Raw genomic sequence first — 16,349 nt, 5'->3', positions numbered from 1 at the left:
GGACATACAAAAATCCCTCCATGATTATCGGATGAAATTATATTATTTCATCTGACAACCATAAAGGGATTATTACAAAGCTTTAAAAACTCAGTGGCGCCTTTTTCACAAACAAGAAACAGAACTAGAAAGTTCAAAATCTGTTTATTTTTTTAGTACGAAAGAATATATGACGCAACAGAATGTTGTTGATTTAGGATTAGAACAAAGTTCTAACTTCAAAAAAGTCTATGAAACATATCAAGATATTTTATTAGCTATCAATAAAGCCGACACTTCTAATTTAACTCAGTTATTAGAAGACTATCAACCTAATAACAGTGAAATGGATACTGTAATAACCACTTTTAAAAAGAATCAGCATTATATTAAAAATAGTTTATCTTCACCATATTCAAATGGCCCTATAGAGGGACTTAACCGAAAAATTAAAACACTTAAACGTAGCTGTTACGGTTTCAGAAACTGGCATCATCTATTTGAAAGAATTTTATTAATTCATAACTAAAAAAAGGAAATCCTTTTGGATTTCCCTTAATTAAATTAGACGTTTATCGTCTCACCAACACTATTTGACGCAGACCCAAAAATAAGAAGCCCTACAAACCATAGTTTGTAGGGCTTCTTAAGTATTTTACATATTTTTAATTAATTGTCTTGCAATATACGTTGCATAATACTTTGAACCATCGGGATCTGGATGAACATTATCATCATAAAACCACTCTGTATGATCCTTACTATATGAATACCAATCAATTATATGCAAATTTGAATATTTTTTCTTTTGTGTCTCCAACATGCTATTAACGGTACCTTCCCAACGCCTTGTTGGGACATGTACATTAATCCAGTAAACTTGTTTCCCCGAACCAACTGCACTCATAATATCGTCAAACTGATCGGTTGTAAATGGACTATTTGTCCCTAAACCAATAACAACGTTATCTTGAAGTTTACCTTGCTTAGCCAACAACCTAATATCATCAGCAGCTGTATATACCTGACGACCGACTTTTGCATCAACATACATATGTGGGAAATCATCTTGTAATATGTTTTCTCCATCTGCCAATACAGAATCACCAATTGCCGTTGCATATACGCTTGAGGCTTTTTTTGTCTCAGCCTTTGTTAATGATGTTGGGCTTTGTTTTTCAGCAACTACTTTTGAAGAACTAGTTTTAGAAGCACTTTTGCTACTTGATTGTTTTTTCTTAGAACTAGACGAGCTCGGTTTTTTTAATGCGTCAGCATTCTTTTTATCAGCTACTTTAGCATTCTCACTAATAGTATTCTGTAAAGCATTCACTCCAGTAATTGAAAGACTTGGTCCGTTAATTATTCCAAACAACGCTATACCAATTATTAATGCACCCACAATAATAGAAAATTTTTGACGAGTTTTTTTAATATCCTTTGTAAAGGTTTCTTTAATAAATGTAAATGTTTGTTTATAATTAAATCTTTGTAGAGGTCTTTCTAAGAATCGATATGACAAATCACTCACTAATAAAATGATAGATATTTCAATTAGCGCGTTTAGCCATGGATGATCACCTATACTCTGAATCTTTGACTCATAGAATACCATTATTGGAAATTGATATAGGTAAATGCCATAACTTCTCTTACCAACCCAAGTAAAAACAGGATTTGTCATAATTTTGTTCATATCCGCTCCAGGATGTGCAATTGTAGCTACAAAAATCATAACTAAAACTGAAAAGAAAAACATCCCTCCACGATAAACAAGCGAACTTTGATCTGACATAGTCAAAAACAAACTAATAATTGTTATGAGCGATACTATACCTAACGCATCTAAAACAAATCGGCCTTTTTTTGAAATTTCCTTTTTTAAAGAACTGCTTGGCCAAATAAATGAAAGTGCTGACCCCAATAAAATTGAAAACATTCTTGTATCCGTTCCATAATAGACACGACTTGGATCAGATCCTGCTTTATACAAGAAGGCCATCGCTAATGCGGAAATAAAAGCTAAGATAAAGATAAGATTAAAAATCCGTTCTTTTCGTTTTAAAAACACAATTAGCAACGCCACTATAATAGGCCAGAAAAAATAGTACTGACCTTCAATTGATAGCGACCAAAGATGCGTAAATGGTGATGGCGTCCCGAAATGATCAAAATATGATTCTTTGTGCAAAACTTGAAACCAATTATAAACATATAACAAATTTGATGCGAAAATTTCTTGAATATTTTTCAATAACTCTCTTTGAAATAGTGTTATATAGGCAATAGTTGCAATCAACATCGTCAATAACGCTGGATAAAGTCGTCGAACCCGTCGAATATAAAAGCCTAGAACATCAATTTTTTTATTTTGTTCCCATTCCTGATTAAGTAAATCAGTAATCAAGTAACCCGATACAACAAAAAATATCGGTACACCTAAGTATCCACCTTGTAGACTAGATGGCACGAGGTGATAAAGGATAACCCCAATAACAGCCAATGTCCTCACGCCATCAAAGCCAGTAATATATCTGGCTTTTTTTAATCTTTTTTTCTTATCCATCTTGTTCCGTTCTCCTCTTATCTTATATAAATTACCCTTTTATTTGCTGATAGCGTAACCGTAAATTATTAATATTCCGAATTATTCAACGAACTCAAATGAGAATTTATCAATTCTCACTATATCCCCACTTTTAGCACCACGTTCACGTAAAGCATCATCGACACCCATACCACGAAGTTGACGTGCAAAACGCATCAAACTTTCGTCTCGGTCCATATTTGTCATTTGGTATAGACGTTCTAATTTTTCTCCAGAAAGAACCCAAGTTAAATCTTCATCCCTATTAATAACAAAATCAGGTGCAGATTTTTCTTGTTCTTTTTCGAAATCATAGATTTTTTGTTGTGCTTCTTGTTCTTTCAAGTTTAGTGCTGGGAACATTGGTGTTTCTTCCAATAAATCACCAGCTACATTCATTAAGGTTTGTAGTCCCTCACGAGTAATAGAAGAAGTAGAAAATACACGAGGTGTTTCTTCCACTGTAGAATCTTCTGCCAATTGTTTTTTAAATGCTTCTAACTGTTCTGCAGCCCCTGGCATATCCATCTTACTTGCCACAATTAATTGCGGACGTTCAAGTAATTCAGGGTCATAATTTTTTAATTCTTTATTAATCTTAAGATAGTCGTCAAACGGATCACGACCTTCTTCAGGATTCATATCAACTAAATGAAGAATAACACGTGTCCGCTCAATATGACGTAAAAATTGAATTCCTAATCCAACGCCAACTGAAGCCCCTTCAATCAATCCGGGTAAATCAGCAATAACAAAATCACGGTTATCATCTAAACGAACCATCCCTAAATTAGGTGATAACGTTGTAAAATGATAATCTGCAATTTTAGGTTTGGCACTTGTCACAACTGAAAGAAGCGTTGACTTACCGACAGATGGAAATCCAACTAACCCAACATCAGCTAAAACTTTTAATTCAAGTTGAATTTTACGTTCTACTCCAGGTTCACCATTTTCAGAAATTTCTGGAGCTGGATTTTTAGGACTAGCAAATCTAATATTGCCACGACCACCTCGACCACCCTTGGCAACAACAGCATAATCTCCTTTATGAACGAGATCAGCGATTACTGCTCCTGTTTCAGCATCTTTAATTGTTGTTCCTTCTGGTACTTGAACTCTTTTATCAGGTGCACCATGTCCGTGCATCCCTTTAATCATTCCTTTTTCACCAGATTCAGCTCTAAAATGTTTACTGTATCTAAAATCCATTAAAGTTCTTAATCCTTCATCTACTTCAAATACAATACTACCACCACGGCCACCATCACCACCGGCTGGTCCACCATTAGGTACATATTTTTCTCGACGGAACGCTACCATCCCGTCGCCACCTTTACCTGCTTTTATTTCAATTGTAACTTGATCTATAAACATACGATCACCTATTCTTTCCGTTGACTACTAACTTACTATTTTAAAGAAGAAAAAGTCATTTGTCTATGTATTTACTTAACTCTTTTAAAAATTCAAGCCAATTTCTCATATTTCAAATTTTTTTGGTATTTTTGAATGTTTTTGGTTGATTTTGAATGTTTTTGGTGGTATTTTATTTATAAGGAGTTGAGAAAGTGCTTACAATTGAAAGGTGCCAATATATTATTTCTGAAATTGACAAACATGGTTATATTAAGTTACAAGATATTTGTCATAAATTAAATGTCTCAGAATCAACTGTTCGACGCGATTTACAGCAGCTTGAAACTGATGGTGAATTAGTAAGAGTTCATGGTGGTGCACAAAGCATCCAATCATTAAAAGTTGAAGCAAATTTAGAAGAAAAATTTTCATTAAATACGCCAAATAAAATAGCAGTTGCTAAAGCTGCTGCAAATTTAATCAAACCTAATAATGTGATTTTTCTTGATGCTGGTAGTACAACTTTCGCAATGATTCCCTATCTTAAGTTAGTTAACAATCTAACTGTTGTTACAAACGGTGTTAATCATGCACTTTCTCTTTCTGAAAATGATATTAGAACAATCGTCATCGGTGGTCAAGTTAAAGCTAATACAAAGGCTATTGTGGGAGCTGATAGTATTAAATCAATCAAGAACCTTCAATTTGATTTAGTCTTTCTCGGTATTAATTCAATTAACAATAAATTTGGATTTAGCACACCAGATCCTGAAGAAGCCGCAGTTAAACTGGCCGCAATTCATCAAAGTCGACAAACTTATGTTTTAGCCGACAAATCAAAATTTAACCAAGTTTCATTCATTAAAGTTGCAGATCTTAATCAGGCTACAATTATCACTGATAAATTGCCGGTAACTGATTCTGAAAATTATAAAACACAAACAAAAATTTTGGAGGTACAACAATGATTTACACAGTAACTTTAAATCCTTCTATTGATTACATCGTTCAACTAGATAAGTTAACGCTTGGCGAAGTTAATCGGATGGATTATGATACAAAATTACCAGGTGGTAAAGGTATAAACGTTTCCCGAATTTTAAATGAATTGAATCAACCTAATAAAGCACTTGGTTTTATTGGTGGATTCACAGGTGAATTTATTAAGTCAGCTATGATAGCTAATCACCTAGATACTCAATTTACAAAAATAAAAGCTGATTCTAGAATTAATATTAAAATAAAAGCTGACCAAGAAACCGAAATAAATGGTAAGGGTCCTCTAATATCAGATGATGAACTTAAACTATTCAATGAGCAATTTGAAACATTGACGTCTGATGATACTGTCATTTTAGCTGGTAGTTTAGTTCCTAACCTATCTCAAGATTTTTATTATGAATTAATTAAAGTAATTCGTTCTAAAGGCGCACAATTTGTTATTGATACAACTGGTGAAGCACTATTGAAAACAATTAGTGAAAAACCTCTCGTCGTGAAACCAAATCACCATGAATTAGCCGAATTATTCAATGTTACTTTAAACGGTATCAACGATATTGTGAAATATGGTCAAAAATTATTAGAATTAGGTGCACAACATGTTTTAATTTCAATGGCTGGCGATGGCGGCCTATTGATTACTAAAGATGCTGTTTACCAAAGTAATGCGCCTAAAGGGACTGTTATTAATTCAGTTGGTGCTGGCGATTCAATGATTGCTGGTTTTACAGGTACCTTTGCAAAAACTAATGATCCTATTGAAAGTTTTAAATATGGACTAGCTTGTGGCTCCGCAACTGCATTTTCTGAAGATATTGCAACTATTGAAAAAATTAACGAAATTTTACCACAAATTGATATTAAGAAAATCTAACTATTATAAAAGGAGTTTTACACTATGGACTTAAATGAATTATTACTTAAAGATGTCATGATTATGGATCTTCAAGCAACAACAAAAGCCGAAGCAATTGATGAAATGGTACATAAATACTTTGAGGCTGGCGTGATTGATGATGAGGAACTTTACAAACAAGACATTCTAAAACGTGAAGCACAATCAACTACTGGTATCGGTGAAGGTATTGCCATGCCACATGCAAAAAATAAAGCTGTTAAACGTGCTACTGTCCTATTTGCTAAAAGTAAAGCAGGACTTGACTATGATTCACTTGATGGTCAACCTACATTTTTATTTTTCATGATTGCTGCTCCTGAAGGTGCAAACGATGCCCATTTACAAGCATTAGCTGCTTTATCAAGTCTATTAATTAATCCCGATTTAGTTGATAAATTAAAAACAGTCACAACTCCAGATGAGGTTCAAGCTGCCTTCACTGCCGCTGAAAATGAAAAAGAAGCAAAAGAAGCTGCTGCACAACTTGCTGCTAAAAACACTGATGTTAAACCATCAGGTAATCCATACGTGGTCGCTGTAACAGCCTGCCCTACTGGTATCGCTCATACTTATATGGCTGAAGCTGCCCTCATCAAACAAGCTGAAGAGATGGGCGTTGACATTAAAGTTGAAACAAATGGCTCAGAAGGTATTAAGCATCGTTTAACTGACGAAGAAATTAAACGTGCGTCTGGTGTCATTGTCGCCGCTGATAAAAAAGTTGCTATGGATCGTTTCGATGGCAAACCTTTAATTAACCGTCCTGTTACCGATGGTATTAAAAAAGCCGAAGAATTGATTACTGCCGCAGTAAACGGAAAAGCACCTATTTATCATGCTAAAGGAACCGACGCTGCTGAAAATGATGAAGAAACCTCTGGTAGTGTTTGGAATGAAATTTATAAGAACTTAATGAACGGTGTATCACACATGTTACCATTTGTTGTTGGTGGCGGTATCTTAATGGCACTCTCATTCATCGTTGAACAATACGTTCCCGGTGGCTCAAGTTCACAAACTTTTATCTTCTTAAATGGAATTGGTAATTATGCATTTGCTTTCTTAGTACCTATCTTAGCCGGTTTTATTGCTATGAGTATTGGTGATCGTCCTGCCCTTATGCCTGGTATTGTTGGTGGTTACATGGCTAACTTTGCTGCCGCAAATGTTATTAAAACTGAATCTGTTTCTGGTTTCTTAGGTGGTTTAGCAGCTGGTTTTATTGCCGGTTATGTTATTGTCGGTCTTAAAAAACTCTTTAAAAACTTACCAAAATCACTAGATGGGATGAAACCTATCCTAATCTACCCTATTTTATCCTTATTAATTGTCGGCGCGATTATGTTCTTTATGGTTAATCCTATCTTCGCACAAATTAATCATGTCTTGTCAGATTTCTTAACTCATATGGGAACAGCCAATGCCGTCTTAATCGGTACAATTCTTGCTGCTATGATGGCTATCGATATGGGTGGTCCATTTAACAAAGCAGCTTATACATTCTCAATTGGTGTCTTCACTTCTACTGGTGATGGTAAAATGATGGCTGCTGTTATGGTTGGTGGTATGATTCCTCCACTTGCAATAGCTATTGCATCAACATTCTGGAAAAATAAATTTTCTGAAGATGAAAGAAAAGCCGGTTTGTCAAACTACATTCTTGGTATTTCATTTATTACTGAAGGTGCTATTCCTTACGCAGCAGCAGATCCATTACACGTCATTACATCAAGTGTAATTGGTGCTGCAATCGGTGGTGGTTTAAGTCAATTCTGGAACGTCTCTGTTCCTGCACCTCATGGTGGTCTTTGGGTAATTGCCTTAGCTACAAATAAAACGTTCTACTTACTTTCTGTTTTAATTGGTGCTGCAGTTGCAGGGATTATCCTCGGTATCTGGCGTCCAGTTGCAAAAGAAAATAAGAAATAATTCGTTTAACTTTGAAGAGCTATCAGGATAATACCTGATAGCTCTTCTTTATTTTAAAATAAAAAGGAGTCCTTAATGACATAAATCTCTGTCATTAAGGACTCCTTTTGTAAATTTATAATGATAATTTTATTGTTTGTGCGACTGTCTTTGAAATACCTAATCCTTGTAACTCTTCCATTGAAGCGTCTTTAATATGTTTCATCGACCCAAATTCTTTTAACAATTTCGTTTTGGTTTTTGGCCCAACACCCTGGATAGAATCTAAACGAGAACTAAGTGAGTTCTTTGAATGAACTTGACGATGAAAGGTAATGGCAAATCGATGGACTTCATCTTGAATCCTTTGTAAAAGGTAAAACCCTTCACTCTTTGGATCCAATGATAGTCTTTGATCAGCATCACCAAACATTAAATCAGATGTTTTATGCTTGTTATTTTTAACCATCCCCGCTACTGGAATCATTAAATCTAATTCATTACTTAAAACGTCTTTTGCAGCTTCTATTTGTATTTCAGCACCATCCATTAAAATTAAATCTGGCATAGGCTTACCTTCCTTCAAAAGACGTGTATAACGTCGGCGAACAACTTCACGTGTACTTGCTGCTTCATCCGCATGATCAACTGTATTCAACTTATATTTGCGATATTCGCTCTTCTCAGGTTTACCATCAATAAAACTAACCATGGCTGATACCAGATCAGTCCCTTGTATATGTGAGTGATCAAAAGATTCTATTCGATGACCTTCTGGAATCCCCATAGCGTCTGTAATTTCTTTCATGGCACCAGTTGTTTTGCGCCCATCTAATTCTAGTAATCTGAATTTTTCTTCAAGAACTAAGCGAGCATTTTTTTTAGCTAATTTTAAAAGTTCACTTTTTTGCCCACGTTGTGGTGTCCGAATTGGTACTTGTAAGATATCAGATAAGATATCTGTATCAATTCCTGCTGGAACTAATATTTCTTTTGGTAACACATTATTTTTTCGATTATAAAACTGAAGGATAAAAGTTGCCATTTCTTCTTCAGCCGTTGTTACAATTGGAAAAAGTCTTTTTTCTCGCTTCATTAATCGTGCTTGCCTAATAAAGAAAACTTGAATTGACAACCAACCTTTATCCAGATAGAAATTAAACAAATCTCTAGGTGTATTATCATTTGAAATGATTTTTTGTTTTTCAACAGTAACTTCAATAAAATGAATTTGATCACGTAATTCAGCGGCACGTTCAAATAACATTTCATCCGCTGCCTTACTCATTTCTTTTTTTAGTTTTTGTTTTGCTACAATCACATTACCATTTAAAAATGATTTGATTTTTTTTATTTGAGCCTCATATTTTTCATGCGGAACTTCTTTAAAACAAGAGCCTAAACATTGCCCCATATGATAATACAAACATGGTCGCTTCTGAAATCCATTGCATCTTCTTAAAGGATAAACTTTTTGTAAAAACTGCAATGTTTCCTGAGCTGCATAAACATTTGGATAAGGACCAAAATAAAATCCACCGTCCTTATTAACCTGACTAACGATTTGCATCATTGGGTCTTTTTCATTTGTAATTTTAATATATGGATATCCAGTACCTTTCTTTAATTTTATATTATAATACGGCTGATGTTTTTGAATTAAAGTAATTTCCAACAGAAATGCTTCTTTATCAGTGGATGTAATAATTGTTTCAAAATCAACAATTTGAGAAACCAATTTAGCTGTTTTTCCATCATGCGCACTTTTGAAGTAAGAACGCACCCGATTTTTTAAATTTTTTGCTTTCCCAACATAAATAATCTGACTATTTAAATTTTTCATGATATAGCATCCTGGTAATGCTGGTAATAATGCTAATTTATTTTCGATATGCTCTGAAGCCAATCGAGGCACCTTCTTTACGTTAATATATGCTTTAATTATACCCCGAACAAGCGTTTGAATAAAGAAAATAGATTCCAAATAGACGGGAGTCTATCTGAAATCTATTTTTTTACAATATCTTTGATAAAAAATCTTGCGCACGTTCTGACGTCGGATGATCAAAAACATCTTCTGGACGTCCTTTTTCTTGAATATATCCTTGATCCATGAACCAAATTTGATCTGCTACTTCTCTAGCAAAACCCATTTCATGTGTCACAACTACCATCGTCATTCCGTCACTAGCCAACGTTTTCATAACTTTAAGTACTTCTCCGACCATTTCAGGATCTAATGCTGAAGTTGGCTCATCGAATAAGAGTACTTCTGGATCCATGGCTAATGCTCTGGCAATCGCAACTCGTTGCTTTTGACCACCAGATAAACTATCTGGATATTGTAGTGCCTTATCTGCTAATCCAACTTTTTCTAATAAATTGGTAGCTATATCAGCTGACTCTTTATCTGATATATTTTTAACTTTCATGGGAGCCAATTTTATATTCTCAATTACATTCATATTTGGAAACAAATTAAAACCTTGAAAAACCATCCCCATTTTTTCTCTCAATTGATTTAAGTCTTTTTCATTTAAACTTGTTAAATTTTCACCTTCGAATAAAATATCCCCTGATGTAGGAACTTCAAGTAGATTCAGACAACGTAAAAAGGTACTTTTACCAGATCCTGATGGTCCAATCACACAGATAACCTGTCCTTTATCAACTGATTCAGAAATATCTTTTAAAACATCATTTTTTCCAAAGGATTTTCTTAATTTATTAACTTCAATAATTTTAGACATGCTTCATCTTCCCTTCAAAGTAATTTAATAATTTAGATAAGCTAAATGTTAAAACAAAGTAAATTAACATTGCAACAAAGATAGGCGCAATACCTTTATAAGTAGCTGATTGAACCATTTTCATCTGATAAATTAAATCAGTCACACCAATAATAGAAACAATTGAACTTTCTTTTATTAATGTTATAAATTCATTTCCCAGAGCTGGCCAAATATTTTTTAGTGCTTGTGGAATAATAACAGACTGATACGTCTCTTTCTGTGAAAGCCCCAAACTTCTTGCTGCTTCCATTTGTCCATCATCAACAGAAGAGATTCCCGATCGTATTACTTCAGCTATATATGCGCCTGAATTAAGCGATACAGCAATAATACCTGCAATTAGCGCTGGAATATTTACTAACATTCCAATACCGAAGTACACAAACATCACTTGAATCATTAGAGGCGTTCCACGAACAAATTCAATGTAGGATACTGCAATTACTTTAATCACTTTATTTTTGCCCAAACGCATGAGTGCTAGCAACGTTCCTAATATAACACCAACAATAACTGAAACCGCCGTTATTAATAAAGTATAACCAATTCCTTTGGCAAAATATTTCCAATAGTGAATCATTGTGTTATCCGATGTATTTTTTGTTAAATAATTACTAGCCTCAGGTAAATATGTCGTATTTATTAAATTTTTCTTTTTAATTTCTTTAATAGACTTATTTACAGCTGCCACCAAAGTATCGGAATTCTTTGCAAATCCGGCTGCAGCTCCCCTTGCATCAGGCGCTGAGATAAATCCAGGATTAACAACTGCTAATGAACTATCATTTTGTGCGTATGCTTTAGCAGTTGGTTCTTCCATGGCAACACCCGCTACCTTACCACTTTTAAGCGCTAAAATTAAATCGGTTACTTTAGCCAACCCTTTAATATTCACATTTTTTATTTGTTCTTTACTCATTGTATATTGAAGCGATCCAGTTTGAGCCCCAACTGATAGCCCAGAAAAATCATTTAAAGTCTTATATTTATCTTCATCAGTCTTATTAACCAACATCATTTGTTTTCCATTGTAATAAACATCTGAAAAATCAATACTTTTTTTACGATCATCCGACGGATTCATACCTGAAATAACCATATCAATTTTATTAGTTTCTAAGCCAACAAGTAATGAGTCAAAATCCATTTTCTTAATTACTAACTTAACTCCAATGTCTTTAGCAATTTTTTGTGCAATTGAAATATCAAATCCAACGATTTTATCATCGCCATTAACTGTTGTTTGAAATTCATAGGGTGGATAATCTGGACTTGTTCCAAGTACTAACGTTCCCTTATCCTTAACATTCTGTAAAGAGTTACCAGTTGCAGCACTTACTTGATTACTACCAACTAACATCATGAAAAATGCGATTAATATACCTATAAACCATTTTTTATTTATTTGCATCAATTTACTCCTCTTTTTTAATTTCTCTTATTAGTGAATAAATCGATTATATGCTACAAAGATTTTTTATGCAATTAAATACATATAATAAATGACTTTATACATATAAAAGTTATTTAAAGCGCTTTTTATGCATTAATCAGTTGTCTTGTATTCATTTTAATAAACTGTTATTCTATATTTACATAAGGAGGCTACAATTATGAGCTTAAAAATCCAACGCCAAGATAACTTGGAAAGTTTATTTGATAAATTTGCACTTGACCCTAAAGATCCTGCTAAAGTTGAACTTAAGTCTTCAGAAACGGAAGAGAAGCCTAGTTCTGATGTTAAAGAATCGAAACCTAAAAAATAAAAAAATTCAGATAAGTTATAAACTTATCTGAATTTTTTTATTTTTTAAATCCATCTGGGTAACGTTTATTTAATTTTAAAATATTATCTCTTGCAACATCATCAAATTCAATATCGGCCCATTCAGCAATTTGGGATAAATACCAAAGTACATCTCCCATTTCTTTAGTTAATTTCACTTTATCTAATTCTCGACCTTTAAAAGTATAATCTTTAATTAAATCAACTAATTGTCCACCTTCAGCCGCAACACCTAATGCACAATTTGTTAAAACTTGTTCAGTTCCATATAATGTGCGATTTGCTGCTTCTTGATATTCATTAAATTCCATTTTTTTCTCCTAGTTCTGTATGACTTTCAATCCATTGCCAAATCTCTTCTTTTCCAGATTTGTCTTGAGCCGAAAATAAAACAAAATCATCTTCAGGTGTCAAAGACAATGAACGTCTTATGATACTCTCATGTTGATTCCACTTACCACGAGAAATTTTGTCGCTCTTTGTCGCAACAACCAATACAGGAATATCGTAATAGTGAAGAAAATCAACCATTTGAACATCTAATTTTGTTGGCTCATGTCGAGCATCAACTAATGAAATGACCCCTCTTAAAGAAGTACGTTCTGCTAAATAGGTTTCAATCATTTGTCCCCACTTTGCACGTTCTGTTTTTGACACTTTTGCATATCCATATCCTGGAACATCTACGAAAAATAATTTTTGTTCCACGTTATAAAAGTTCAATGTTTGCGTTTTTCCAGGCTGACTAGAAGTTCTCGCATAACTTTTACGATTTATTAACGTATTTATTAATGATGATTTTCCAACATTAGAACGTCCTGACAGTGCAATCTCAGGAATACCATCTGTTGGATACTGTGCTGGTGCAACGGCACTCATAACAAGTTCAACATTATGAACATCCATATTAAACACCTTCCTTTCAATACTCAAACCATTTTACCATATAAAAATGTGTTAATGTAACTTAATCTGAATCAAAAAGCTTTACAACATGAATTAAATAATTCGATGTTGTAAAGCTTTTATTTTGTTGCTGCCGTTTGGATAATCCAAATTATTTGTACTTCCGAATATGTTACCACATGCGTTGTCAAAATCTGAATTAAAGTATTGGGCCAATAAAATAAATATTCCCCACTACTATCTTTAGCATTTGCTGTTATATTAGTTGAATCTCCAGAAATTAGATCACCATAAGTTCTTGGCATATTCTTTAATCCAGACTGTAACTTTGGCCGAAATAAGTCAACATGTACAATATCGTTTGACTTATATTGTAGCCTACCTTTCAATTGCCATGATGGTGTCAATCCATCAGTTGCGATTATTTGCAAATAAGGTGATTCTCTATTATTACTATCAGAATAAATTGCAAATTCTGAATTATTTTTCTTAACATATTTGTTAACCGTATTAGGTAACGTACTGTACCCATACGTTATGTCTGCAGACACACTTTTAAGTGTCACGAGCATACTGAAAAATAAAATAAATAATAATATTAAATACTTACTTATCAGCTTTTTTCTTATCAACATATCTTTTAATAAGGAAAAAGATTAGTATCACTAGGATTGCGAGACCAAGACCTAAAGCAACATACCATAGCGGATTTGTTGCTTTTTGTGGATCTCCAATAGCATCTTTGTTGTACTTACTTGCATCATCATTTGTAATTGTGAAGTTTTTATTGAATTTCCAAGTGTTTTTACCACTTGTTGCTACAGCCTTTAATGTGTAGTCTCCAGCTTCTAATTGACCCTTGTCATAAAGCATTGGGAATTTGAAATTTGAATTAGGAGCCATTGATAGGTTCTTTAATGTTGTATTTTCTAAAACATCTGTTGAACCCTTTTTCATAATTTCAGATTTAATTGTTAATTTAGGAATAATTACGGCTTTATCGTTTTGGAATACAGGGAATACACCTTTACGATAGTTTCTCATACCAGCTTTAACTGATAATAAATTCATATTTGGTTCAACCGTCTTCTTCTCTAAAATTTTAATTCCAATTGCATATGAATATGCATTTGAAATTGAAATCCCTTTTTTATTACTTGTTTCTTTAGTTGAATTATCAACTTTTTCAAAATACCAGCTACCTAACAAAACACCGTTGAAACTATCTTTTGGCATAGTAATTGTAGCCTTAACGATTTTACTTCCTTTAGCAGGAACTGTTACGACACTACCTGAATCTAACTTAGTAAGTGAAGCTAAAGGATATTTCATTGATTTATCAATATTCTTTTTTGCTAATTCTTTTGCATATTCAAGCTGACCATTATCATTTGTAGATGCTGTATAAACAGCATTACGAATTTTTAATGCTTTGTCTGATGAATTAAAGATTTTAACTGAAATCGTTTCTTTTTCCTTAGCATCCAATTTCAAATCAAAGTATGATTGTTTCAAACTAGCTTTAACTTGTTTATCAGATTGAATACTTTGAACACTGTACCCAATATTATTTGCAGGAGCCTTAGCTTCAACAGACTTATTGAATAACCCAAGTCCACCCAACAATACCCCAGAAAATCCGAACAAAATCGCTTTTTTTATTGTTTTATTCATGACGTCCACCCTTTATTATTTATTAAAATTATTAACCTTAAATTCATTATACTACATTTATATTCATTACTATGTCTTTTTTTTAGAGTGTACTCACTATATTTGACAGTCTTTAAATGACTATACTCTAACAAGACTTTAAGATGCTGCTTTCTTGCTCCCTTTAATTATTACAGGACCATCAGTTTGATCAACTGTTGCTTTAGTGATAATTACGCGCTCGATGTCTTCTTGGCTTGGAATATCAAACATAACATCACGCATTGTTTCTTCAATAATAGATCGCAAACCTCGTGCCCCAGTATCTCGCTTAATAGCAAGTTCGGCAACTCGTGACAATGCCTCAGGTTCGAATTCAAGCGTCACACCATCTAATTCAACAAGTTTTGTATATTGTTTAACCAATGCATTTTTAGGTTCCGTTAAAATTCGAACTAAATCTTCTTCTTTTAATTCTTCTAAAGCTGTCATAATTGGTAAACGACCAACAAATTCAGGAATTAATCCAAATTTTAATAAATCTTCTGGAATAATTTGTTGCATAACACTATTTTGTTCATCAATAGTTTCAGAATTGGATTCAGCACCGAAACCAATCGTTTTATCGCCTAATCGATTTTTGACCATTGTTTCAATTCCAGCAAATGCCCCACCAACAATAAATAAAATATTCTTAGTATCTATTTGAATTAATTCTTGTTGTGGGTGTTTACGTCCACCTTGAGGCGGAACACTTGCAATAGTACCTTCAAGAATCTTTAAAAGTGCCTGTTGAACACCCTCACCTGATACATCACGTGTGATTGAAACATTCTCACTCTTCTTAGCAATTTTATCGATTTCATCAATGTAGATAATTCCTTTTTCAGCTTTTGCAACATCATAATCTGCACTTTGCAATAATTTTAAAAGGATATTTTCAACATCTTCACCAACATATCCAGCCTCAGTTAAAGTAGTGGCATCTGCAATAGCAAATGGTACGTTTAAAATTTTAGCTAAACTTTGTGCTAAATATGTCTTACCTGATCCCGTAGGACCAACTAAACAAATATTACTTTTTTGTAATTCTGTTTCGTCATTATCTTCGTCAACTTCAAGCATATGATTAACTCGTTTATAATGATTATAAACCGCAACTGACAACGTTTTTTTAGATTGATCTTGCCCAATTACATAATCATTCAATTTATTCATAATTGCTTGTGGTTTTAATACAAGTAATGGTTCAGAATCCATTTGTTCCCTGAATTCCTCGTCGATAATTTCCTTACATAAATCAACACATTCATTACAAATATAAACACCAGGTCCAGCAACGATTTTCATTACTTGATCTTGTGACTTACCGCAAAAAGAACAATTTACGGGTCCGCCTTCTTCAGTATTTTCGAACATTTTACCACCTCGTATTTTTCTTCTCATCTTTTACTTTATGCATACCTATAGTACCAAATA

Annotated in this window: 14 protein-coding genes and 1 pseudogene; 5 read left to right on the top strand and 10 right to left on the bottom strand. The window is 33.5% G+C overall.

Annotated features, from left to right (window positions below):
- Window positions 1–85: 85 nt before the first annotated feature.
- Window positions 86–508: pseudogene (locus tag AC1RPV_RS05890) on the top strand (transposase); the annotation flags it as partial.
- A 126-nt stretch (window positions 509–634) separates the two neighbouring features.
- Here AC1RPV_RS05890 and AC1RPV_RS05885 read toward each other — a convergent pair.
- Both AC1RPV_RS05885 and obgE read right to left on the bottom strand, forming a co-directional pair.
- A complete protein-coding gene (locus AC1RPV_RS05885) occupies window positions 635–2,545 on the bottom strand; it encodes an acyltransferase family protein (protein WP_481761719.1) in 1,911 nt (636 codons plus the stop codon).
- An 81-nt stretch (window positions 2,546–2,626) separates the two neighbouring features.
- On the bottom strand, window positions 2,627–3,943 hold the full coding sequence (gene obgE / locus AC1RPV_RS05880) for a GTPase ObgE (protein WP_409022424.1): 1,317 nt from the start codon (window positions 3,941–3,943) through the stop codon (window positions 2,627–2,629).
- A 194-nt stretch (window positions 3,944–4,137) separates the two neighbouring features.
- On the opposite strand from obgE, the gene AC1RPV_RS05875 reads away from it, so the two are divergent.
- Genes AC1RPV_RS05875 through AC1RPV_RS05865 form a run of 3 tightly spaced genes read left to right on the top strand, consistent with a single transcriptional unit; the run spans window position 4,138 to window position 7,754 of the window.
- Window positions 4,138–4,893, top strand: a complete 756-nt coding sequence (locus tag AC1RPV_RS05875) for a DeoR/GlpR family DNA-binding transcription regulator (protein ID WP_481761718.1) — start codon at window positions 4,138–4,140, stop codon at window positions 4,891–4,893.
- Entirely contained in the window at window positions 4,890–5,801 is a 912-nt protein-coding gene (pfkB, locus tag AC1RPV_RS05870; RefSeq protein ID WP_481761717.1) for a 1-phosphofructokinase, read from the top strand. The genes AC1RPV_RS05875 and pfkB overlap by 4 nt, the downstream gene beginning before the upstream one ends.
- A gap of 24 nt (window positions 5,802–5,825) precedes the next feature.
- The gene (locus AC1RPV_RS05865; protein ID WP_409022421.1) at window positions 5,826–7,754 is read left to right on the top strand and encodes a PTS fructose transporter subunit IIABC; all 1,929 of its coding nucleotides are present in this window, start codon (window positions 5,826–5,828) and stop codon (window positions 7,752–7,754) included.
- Window positions 7,755–7,869: 115 nt separating this feature from the next.
- On the opposite strand, the gene uvrC is transcribed toward AC1RPV_RS05865, so the two are convergent.
- From uvrC to AC1RPV_RS05850, 3 genes are all read right to left on the bottom strand, one after another.
- Window positions 7,870–9,639 carry an excinuclease ABC subunit UvrC gene (gene uvrC / locus AC1RPV_RS05860; protein ID WP_481761716.1) on the bottom strand — a complete coding sequence of 590 codons (1,770 nt, stop codon included), beginning with the start codon at window positions 9,637–9,639 and terminating at the stop codon, window positions 7,870–7,872.
- Between the two features lie 109 nt (window positions 9,640–9,748).
- Window positions 9,749–10,483 (bottom strand): amino acid ABC transporter ATP-binding protein, encoded by a 735-nt coding sequence (locus AC1RPV_RS05855; protein ID WP_409022419.1) that lies wholly within the window; start codon window positions 10,481–10,483, stop codon window positions 9,749–9,751.
- Window positions 10,476–11,936 (bottom strand): ABC transporter substrate-binding protein/permease, encoded by a 1,461-nt coding sequence (locus tag AC1RPV_RS05850; protein WP_481761715.1) that lies wholly within the window; start codon window positions 11,934–11,936, stop codon window positions 10,476–10,478. Before AC1RPV_RS05850 ends, AC1RPV_RS05855 begins: the two co-directional genes overlap by 8 nt.
- 202 nt (window positions 11,937–12,138) lie before the next feature.
- On the opposite strand from AC1RPV_RS05850, the gene AC1RPV_RS05845 reads away from it, so the two are divergent.
- Complete coding sequence (locus tag AC1RPV_RS05845) at window positions 12,139–12,291, top strand: SPJ_0845 family protein (protein WP_409022417.1); 153 nt, start codon at window positions 12,139–12,141, stop codon at window positions 12,289–12,291.
- Window positions 12,292–12,328: 37 nt separating this feature from the next.
- Here the strand turns inward: AC1RPV_RS05845 and AC1RPV_RS05840 are convergent, their stop codons facing one another.
- From AC1RPV_RS05840 to clpX, 5 genes are all read right to left on the bottom strand, one after another.
- Window positions 12,329–12,622: a nucleoside triphosphate pyrophosphohydrolase family protein gene (locus AC1RPV_RS05840; RefSeq protein WP_409022416.1), complete on the bottom strand. Its 294-nt coding sequence runs from the start codon at window positions 12,620–12,622 to the stop codon at window positions 12,329–12,331.
- Complete coding sequence (gene yihA, locus AC1RPV_RS05835) at window positions 12,612–13,217, bottom strand: ribosome biogenesis GTP-binding protein YihA/YsxC (protein ID WP_481761714.1); 606 nt, start codon at window positions 13,215–13,217, stop codon at window positions 12,612–12,614. The genes AC1RPV_RS05840 and yihA overlap by 11 nt, the downstream gene beginning before the upstream one ends.
- A 119-nt stretch (window positions 13,218–13,336) precedes the next feature.
- Window positions 13,337–13,783 (bottom strand): hypothetical protein, encoded by a 447-nt coding sequence (locus tag AC1RPV_RS05830; protein ID WP_481763207.1) that lies wholly within the window; start codon window positions 13,781–13,783, stop codon window positions 13,337–13,339.
- 40 nt (window positions 13,784–13,823) lie between these two features.
- Complete coding sequence (locus tag AC1RPV_RS05825; RefSeq protein ID WP_409022413.1) at window positions 13,824–14,891, bottom strand: WxLIP family cell surface protein; 1,068 nt, start codon at window positions 14,889–14,891, stop codon at window positions 13,824–13,826.
- A 138-nt stretch (window positions 14,892–15,029) separates the two neighbouring features.
- A complete protein-coding gene (gene clpX / locus AC1RPV_RS05820) occupies window positions 15,030–16,289 on the bottom strand; it encodes an ATP-dependent Clp protease ATP-binding subunit ClpX (RefSeq protein WP_409022412.1) in 1,260 nt (419 codons plus the stop codon).
- Window positions 16,290–16,349 lie beyond the last annotated feature (60 nt).

It is taken from the genome of Dellaglioa sp. CoH-55-MRSF-9 (genome assembly GCF_056782155.1).
Note: the sequence above shows the minus strand (reverse complement) of the source record. Positions and strands in the feature narration are given on the sequence as shown.

Bases quoted from the DNA above. Each gene is read 5' to 3' on its own strand.
- AC1RPV_RS05885 (WP_481761719.1), bottom strand. From the start codon at position 2,545: ATGGATAAGAAAAAAAGATTAAAAAAAGCCAGATATATTACTGGCTTT.
- obgE (WP_409022424.1), bottom strand. From the start codon at position 3,943: ATGTTTATAGATCAAGTTACAATTGAAATAAAAGCAGGTAAAGGTGGC.
- pfkB (WP_481761717.1), top strand. From the start codon at position 4,890: ATGATTTACACAGTAACTTTAAATCCTTCTATTGATTACATCGTTCAA.
- AC1RPV_RS05865 (WP_409022421.1), top strand. From the start codon at position 5,826: ATGGACTTAAATGAATTATTACTTAAAGATGTCATGATTATGGATCTT.
- AC1RPV_RS05855 (WP_409022419.1), bottom strand. From the start codon at position 10,483: ATGTCTAAAATTATTGAAGTTAATAAATTAAGAAAATCCTTTGGAAAA.
- AC1RPV_RS05850 (WP_481761715.1), bottom strand. From the start codon at position 11,936: ATGCAAATAAATAAAAAATGGTTTATAGGTATATTAATCGCATTTTTC.
- AC1RPV_RS05845 (WP_409022417.1), top strand. From the start codon at position 12,139: ATGAGCTTAAAAATCCAACGCCAAGATAACTTGGAAAGTTTATTTGAT.
- AC1RPV_RS05840 (WP_409022416.1), bottom strand. From the start codon at position 12,622: ATGGAATTTAATGAATATCAAGAAGCAGCAAATCGCACATTATATGGA.
- yihA (WP_481761714.1), bottom strand. From the start codon at position 13,217: ATGGATGTTCATAATGTTGAACTTGTTATGAGTGCCGTTGCACCAGCA.
- AC1RPV_RS05825 (WP_409022413.1), bottom strand. From the start codon at position 14,891: ATGAATAAAACAATAAAAAAAGCGATTTTGTTCGGATTTTCTGGGGTA.
- clpX (WP_409022412.1), bottom strand. From the start codon at position 16,289: ATGTTCGAAAATACTGAAGAAGGCGGACCCGTAAATTGTTCTTTTTGC.